The organism is Microbulbifer okhotskensis, assembly GCF_023895975.1.
GTDB classification, from domain to species: Bacteria; Pseudomonadota; Gammaproteobacteria; order Pseudomonadales; family Cellvibrionaceae; genus Microbulbifer; species Microbulbifer okhotskensis.
Genome location: NZ_JALBWM010000164.1, coordinates 1 through 5,985, shown reverse-complemented (window position 1 = coordinate 5,985; position 5,985 = coordinate 1). Strand labels below are relative to the sequence as shown.

Genomic DNA, 5,985 nt, shown 5'->3' with positions numbered 1-5,985 from the left:
TGTATCGATGGCTTACAGGGCTTTCCCGAGGCCATAGAGAGCATCTACCCAAATATTGAGTAGTACCGCAGCGGCTGAGCAAGTTCGGCTTGCAGTTGGCCCCGAGAAAACTCACCTGAAGCGATTGAGTCGCTTTCATTTGGGTCGAAAGCGACTGTTCCAGTTTCTGGGTTTTAAGTTCTACTGGAGTCTGGACGTCAACAAGCGTCCCAGACTTAGGTGTAGCACAGCGGCGAAGAAACAGAAGAGCAGTATGAAAGGCCTATACGACTGGATCAAAGCCAAGCGCAGTGAGCGCTTGCGAGAATGGATACCAGTGCTAAAGCGGAAGTTGCAGGGCTTTCAAAACTACTTTGGGTTGCCTGACAATAGTTGAAGACTGTCCCGTTTATACAACTATGTGTTACATATTTTGTACAAATGGCTCAAATGACGTAGTCAACCAAGAGTTACAATTGGGGTAGCTTGAAAGAGATGCTGGGATATTTTGGGCTAAAGCCACCGCAGGTATACAAACGCAGTATACTTGTGGGCTGGTATTAGGGTTCGTGTTTCACACGAGCGAATATATTATTGAAGAGCCGGATGCGGTAGTTCTGCACGTCCAGATCTGTGTGGAGGCAGTTTGGGTAACCGGCTGTTCTACAACTACTGTGTAAAAACCATGAATGAAGATATCGCAACCACACTAATCAAAGATGAGGCCAGGGTCTTGTTTGAGTTCGTGCGGCGCTGTTTCGGGTCGTCGCCCAGGGTGGTTTGACTGGATATCGGTAACAATGTTCGGGTGAGTTCTATCGAAACCCTGATGAAAAGCAACAAAAGCCTAGCGCTGGAATTTTTGGTCGAGCCAAAGGCGGGCCTTTTAACGCTACGTGGCGGTTAGCTGGTAATTGAAACTTTTATGAGACTTTTCATTGCAGAAAAACACGAAGTAGGACAAGCGATTGCCAAAACGCTTGGCAATCCTCGGCGCAAGGACGGTTACTATACATGTGGTAATGATGTTGTGACTTGGTGCGCTGGCCATATGCTAGAGCTGTGTCCCCCGGAAGATTACGATGAGGCGCTTCGTAAGTGGACGTTGGAGAGCCTGCCAATAATCAACATCCCTTGGAAGTATCGAGTGATTGAAGGGAGGGGCAAGCAGTTCGGTGTGATCGCCAATTTGATCAAACAGGCCGACGAAATTGTAAATGCAGGAGATACGGACGCGGAAGGGCAGCTTTTGGTCGATGAGATTTTGGAGTACTGTAAGAACAGAAAAGCAGTAAAACGTATCCTGATCAACGACAATAATGAAAAGCTGATTAGACGCGCCCTGGGCAACCTTAGGGAAAATAGTGAGTTTTTTGGCCTGTATCAGTCAGCGCTAGCGCGCATGGTCGGCGATAAGCTTTACGGCTTCAATCTAACCCGCTTGTACACTCTGAAAGGGCGTGAGAAAGGCTTTAATGGGATTTTAAGTGTGGGAAGGGTGCAAACCCCTATCCTCGGTTTGGTCGTAGCCAGGGATCGCGCCATCGCGGATCATCGCAAGACGTATTACTTTACTGTCAAGGGCCAGTTTTCGATCCAAGGATTAAATTTCCCCGCGCTCTTTCGAGCCCCTGAAGACTCCCCCCTTGATGAAAAAGGGCGTATAGAGTCCGAGGTGTACGCACAGCGTATTGCTAGTGCCTGTAAGGGCCAGCCGGCAAAGGTAATTTCAGTTGATAAGAAAATCAAACAGGAGGCTGCACCACTCCCTTATGACCTGCTTGAGTTGCAGGTTGACGCCTCTCGAAAGTTTGGGGTTAAGGCAGATAAGACCCTCAAGATCACACAAGAGCTGCGTGAAAAGAAATTAATAACCTATAATCGCAGCGATTGCCGTTACCTCAACGACGAAAACCACCAAGACGCCCCCGAAGTTCTGGCCACCATTGTGGGGAATGCACCGTTGTTCGCGCCGTTCGTGAAAAAATCTGACCCATCCCGCAAGAGTCGAGCCTTTAATAATGCGAACGTAACAGCGCACCACGCGATTATCCCCACCCAAGGTAGAGGTGATATTTCCAGTCTGACCGAAGACCAGCGTAATATTTACCTGCTTATCTGCCGCGCTTATATCGCACAGTTTTGGCCGCTGAAAGAGTCCAGGGTCATAATAGTGAACCTGGAGGTGGAGGGATATCAGTTTCGCGCTGTTAATACTCAGATCATTAGCCCTGGTTGGAGTGCCCTCTACAAGAACGACAAGGGAAATCAGGAAATTGAGAGTGGGAAAAGTGATGATTCGACGACAGTGGAACTTTCCCAACTGTCTAAGGGTTATGAAGGGTTTTGTACTGATTGCCAGAGTGAGAAGAAGGAAACCCTGCCGCCGAAGGCGTATACGGAAGCCACACTACTAAAAGATTTAAAACAGGTCGCAAAATATATAAAGAATTCCGAAATAGCCAAATTGCTCCGTGATAAAGACAAGGGTAAAAAAGGGGAGTCTGGTGGTATTGGAACGCCTTCTACTCGCGATAGCTTCATTGTAAAGCTGAAAGAGCGTGATTTCATCGAAGAGAAACGTAAGCTGTTAGTCAGCACCAAACTGGGGCGAGAGTTTCACGACGCACTTCCAGCTACAGCCACTGCACCGGATATGACTGCGCTTTGGCATCAGCAGCAGAAGGATATACAAGAGGGTAGGATTAATCTAGACACCTTTCTAGCGGGCTTGGTTAAAACTGTCACGGAAGAAGTGATTAAGGTGAGGGAGATGGGGCTACCTATTAAAGATAACAGCCCAAACTGCCCTATCTGTAAGGTCACTAAGCTACGTCGAATTAAAGGTAAAAATGGATTTTTCTGGGGATGCATAGGGTATCCAAGTTGCGAGGCGAGCTTCCCCGATAAGCGAGGAAAGCCTAATTTGGAACCGAAGCCCAAAGCTAACGCTGGAGATACAACGGACCACGCGTGCCCGGAATGTGAAAATGGTAATTTGATCAAGAGGAGGGGTAAGTCAAAGAAAACTAAGAAGTTCTATAATTGGTATGGTTGTGACCAATACCCCACCTGCAAGGCAAGCTTTTTTGAGAATGACGCTAAGCTCAAATTTGGATAAGGCTGGATCAATGTATGCGCCAAGGTTGATATCCTCCCCGACCTAAAGGGATGGGAGGATGTTAAAAAGTAAGTTGGGGAGTTTTTCACTCCGCCCAAGGGGGTGTAGAGAATGCGGATAACAGTAAAGTCTGGATTGAGTTCAACCCCGAAATAATGCTTGGCAAGCCCTGTGTGAAGGGGCCGGAATTATTGCAGAAAATATTCTGCAGATGTTGAGTGCGGGAATGACCATTTCTGAAGTTATTCACGATTTTCCAGGCCTTGATGATGAAATGATTCGGGCAGAAATTGGATATGCTGCTGACTATCTGAGCAAAGGTGGTGCCGATTAACACTGCTAATCTTCCTCGCTGGTGTCGTGTGGCTTCTTCCGCGCTTGGTAGGTGCTCCCAATACTTGGCTGTATATGTAGTTGCCATTCTCTGGGTAGTTGCGCATAGAGACGATCGGTTAGTGGTGGGAAGGGGATCTGTGCAAAGTGTTGCAGGTTCTCCACTCCATATACCTCCGCCAGGGTAATCCCCACCACCTCACACTACACCGGCAGCAAGTCCGCCGATATCCTTTGCGACCGATTTTCGTGCGTTGCGAAGGCAGACGCCTAGTGGCCTTAAAGTCACGTACTTGCCTTGTCCCAAAGCATTTTTAGTAATAGGCTGTATGCATATACAGTGTCTGGTGCTAGAAATGAAACTTCTCTCTCTATACGGTCACGGCGTCGCTTGTGGCTTTCCCTCACCCGCAGATGACCATAAAGAAGCGGCGTTGAGCTTGGATCAGCACCTAATCACTAGCCCGGCCGCTACGTTCCTGGCTAGATCGAACGGAGATTCGATGCAGGGGCTTGGGATATTTGACCGTGACCTACTGGTAGTCGATCGGTCTCTAACGCCAGTGCATGGTGATGTGGTGGTGGTTGCCCTCGATGGGCAGTTGACCTGTAAAGTACTGGATCGCCACAAGGGTAGGTTGCTGTCAGCCAACGACAAATATGAGCCCATCCCCATTTGGGAGGGGCAGGAGTTGATTGTTGAGGGGGTAGTGAAAGCCTCTGTTCGGTACCACCGGCCCTGCTAATGCTGGCTCTGGTTGATTGCAATAGCTGCTATGCGAGCTGTGAACAGATATTCCGGCCCGACCTGCGCGGGTGTCCGGTGGTGGTTCTTTCCAATAATGATGGTTGTGTGGTGGCCCGTTCGAAAGAAGCCAAGTCCCTCGGTATCCCCGATTTACAGCCATTCTTTAAGATTGAGTATCTACTGCGCAAGCACGGCGTCACAATATTCTCGAGCAATTATGCCCTTTATGGTGATATTTCAAACCGGGTAATGATAACCCTGCGGCAGTTCAGCCCTGAGGTGGAGGTCTACAGCATCGATGAGATGTTCCTTGATCTACATGGGTTGCAAGAGTGCCCGTTGGATTACGGGCAGCAGATCCGGCAAACCCTCTGGCGGGAAATACGTATGCCGGTGGGGGTTGGCATCGCCCCTAGTAAAACGCTGGCTAAGCTGGCAAATAGAGCCGCAAAGAAAATTCCAAAATGCCAAGGGGTTTGTATCCTGGACTCTCCCCAAAAGTGGCAATGGCTCCAGCGGCGCACAGAGGTAAGTGATGTCTGGGGTGTTGGCAGGCGTTTATCGAAGCGGCTGGGCCATCTGGATATTAAGACTGCGTATGACTTGGCCCAAGCCAACCCCAAGATTCTTAGGCGCCATACTAATATAAACATTGAACGGACTATAGAAGAGCTGAATGGTGTCAGCTGCTTGAGCTTGGAGGAGCAGCCTTCAGCCAGAAAGCAAATTTACTGCACACGCTCATTCGGTGAAAAGCTCATCGAACTTCAGCCGATACTGCAGGCAGTGACTCTGTATGCGAGTCGGGCAGCGGAGAAACTGCGGGCTCAAGCTTCCCTGGTGAAATCGGTTCATGTCTTTCTGCACACATCGCCCCATGAGCCAAATTACTACAGCCGTAGTACTGTGGTGCAAACTCCATACCCAACGGATGACACTCGACTGATAGTGCAACTGGTGAAGCGAGCGGTTTCAGAGTTATACCGGCGCGAGTGTCGATTCTTGAAAGCCGGGGTAGGGTTGGTCGAGCTGGTTCCTAGCTCGTTGGGTCAGGGTGATCTATTCACGCAGGGCCAACCGGTACGGGCAGGAGAGGCCATGCAGGCCATCGATCATATCAACCAAAGATTCGGTCGAGGGACTCTGTTTCTGGGAGCAGAAGGTATCAAGAAAAAGTGGAAGATGCGACAGCAGCACAAGTCTCCCGCCTATACGACTCGGTGGGATGAGTTGCCAGAGGTAGCCACCTGAATAGCTGATTGTATGTCCAGATTGTATGGGGGGTAATTCTTGAGTCTAATGGTTATGACGCGGGGTAAACTACTGGTTTTATATACAAAAATCACCCCTAAAGGTGATGTAAGCGGTTGATTTTATTGGGTTGAGCCAAACCTTGTGGCTTCTGAGGCCGCAGGTTCGACCCCTGTCGGCCACCCCGAATTTATCTTTATTTATCAGGGACTTAAGAGCCCTGCCTGGTGCGGGATTTTTTCGTTTTTGGATCCAGTGTGGTGATTTTGCTCTCAATCTATGTTGAGCTTTTAGTTTGGTGGGGTGTTGGGCAGGGCTGTCCCATATAAATCAGCCTAAATGGTGGCTGTAATTATCTTGCCTAAAGTTTCGCTATCCCAGCCGGCTTTTTTTCGAAGTCTTTTAATGCTCATATCTTTTCTAAAACTGGGTTTTGCCGCTTGTAACTGATTTAATGCCGGATGCCTCAAGATCGCCATGTTCTCTGGTGCGTTACCTGCTAGATTGCCAACATAAGCGACACACGCTTACCCACTAGAAATTCCAGCGGGCT

General features: G+C 49.0%; 5 protein-coding genes. 4 read left to right on the top strand and 1 reads right to left on the bottom strand.

Going from position 1 to position 5,985, the window contains the following annotated elements; genetic code table 11:
- Positions 1–904: 904 nt before the first annotated feature.
- Both MO867_RS20075 and MO867_RS23625 read left to right on the top strand, forming a co-directional pair.
- Positions 905–3,100, top strand: a complete 2,196-nt coding sequence (locus tag MO867_RS20075; RefSeq protein WP_252472423.1) for a DNA topoisomerase 3 — start codon at positions 905–907, stop codon at positions 3,098–3,100.
- A gap of 169 nt (positions 3,101–3,269) precedes the next feature.
- Entirely contained in the window at positions 3,270–3,434 is a 165-nt protein-coding gene (locus tag MO867_RS23625; RefSeq protein WP_256474221.1) for a DUF433 domain-containing protein, read from the top strand.
- Between the two features lie 5 nt (positions 3,435–3,439).
- On the opposite strand, the gene MO867_RS20070 is transcribed toward MO867_RS23625, so the two are convergent.
- Complete coding sequence (locus MO867_RS20070; protein WP_252472421.1) at positions 3,440–3,631, bottom strand: hypothetical protein; 192 nt, start codon at positions 3,629–3,631, stop codon at positions 3,440–3,442.
- A gap of 158 nt (positions 3,632–3,789) precedes the next feature.
- On the opposite strand from MO867_RS20070, the gene MO867_RS20065 reads away from it, so the two are divergent.
- Positions 3,790–4,179 carry a LexA family protein gene (locus MO867_RS20065; protein WP_252472418.1) on the top strand — a complete coding sequence of 130 codons (390 nt, stop codon included), beginning with the start codon at positions 3,790–3,792 and terminating at the stop codon, positions 4,177–4,179.
- Positions 4,179–5,432: a Y-family DNA polymerase gene (locus MO867_RS20060; protein ID WP_252472416.1), complete on the top strand. Its 1,254-nt coding sequence runs from the start codon at positions 4,179–4,181 to the stop codon at positions 5,430–5,432. The genes MO867_RS20065 and MO867_RS20060 overlap by 1 nt, the downstream gene beginning before the upstream one ends.
- Positions 5,433–5,985: the final 553 nt, after the last annotated feature.

Excerpts from the sequence above, each read along its gene's own strand:
- MO867_RS20075 (WP_252472423.1), top strand. The coding sequence starts at position 905 with ATGAGACTTTTCATTGCAGAAAAACACGAAGTAGGACAAGCGATTGCC.
- MO867_RS20065 (WP_252472418.1), top strand. The coding sequence starts at position 3,790 with ATGAAACTTCTCTCTCTATACGGTCACGGCGTCGCTTGTGGCTTTCCC.
- MO867_RS20060 (WP_252472416.1), top strand. The coding sequence starts at position 4,179 with ATGCTGGCTCTGGTTGATTGCAATAGCTGCTATGCGAGCTGTGAACAG.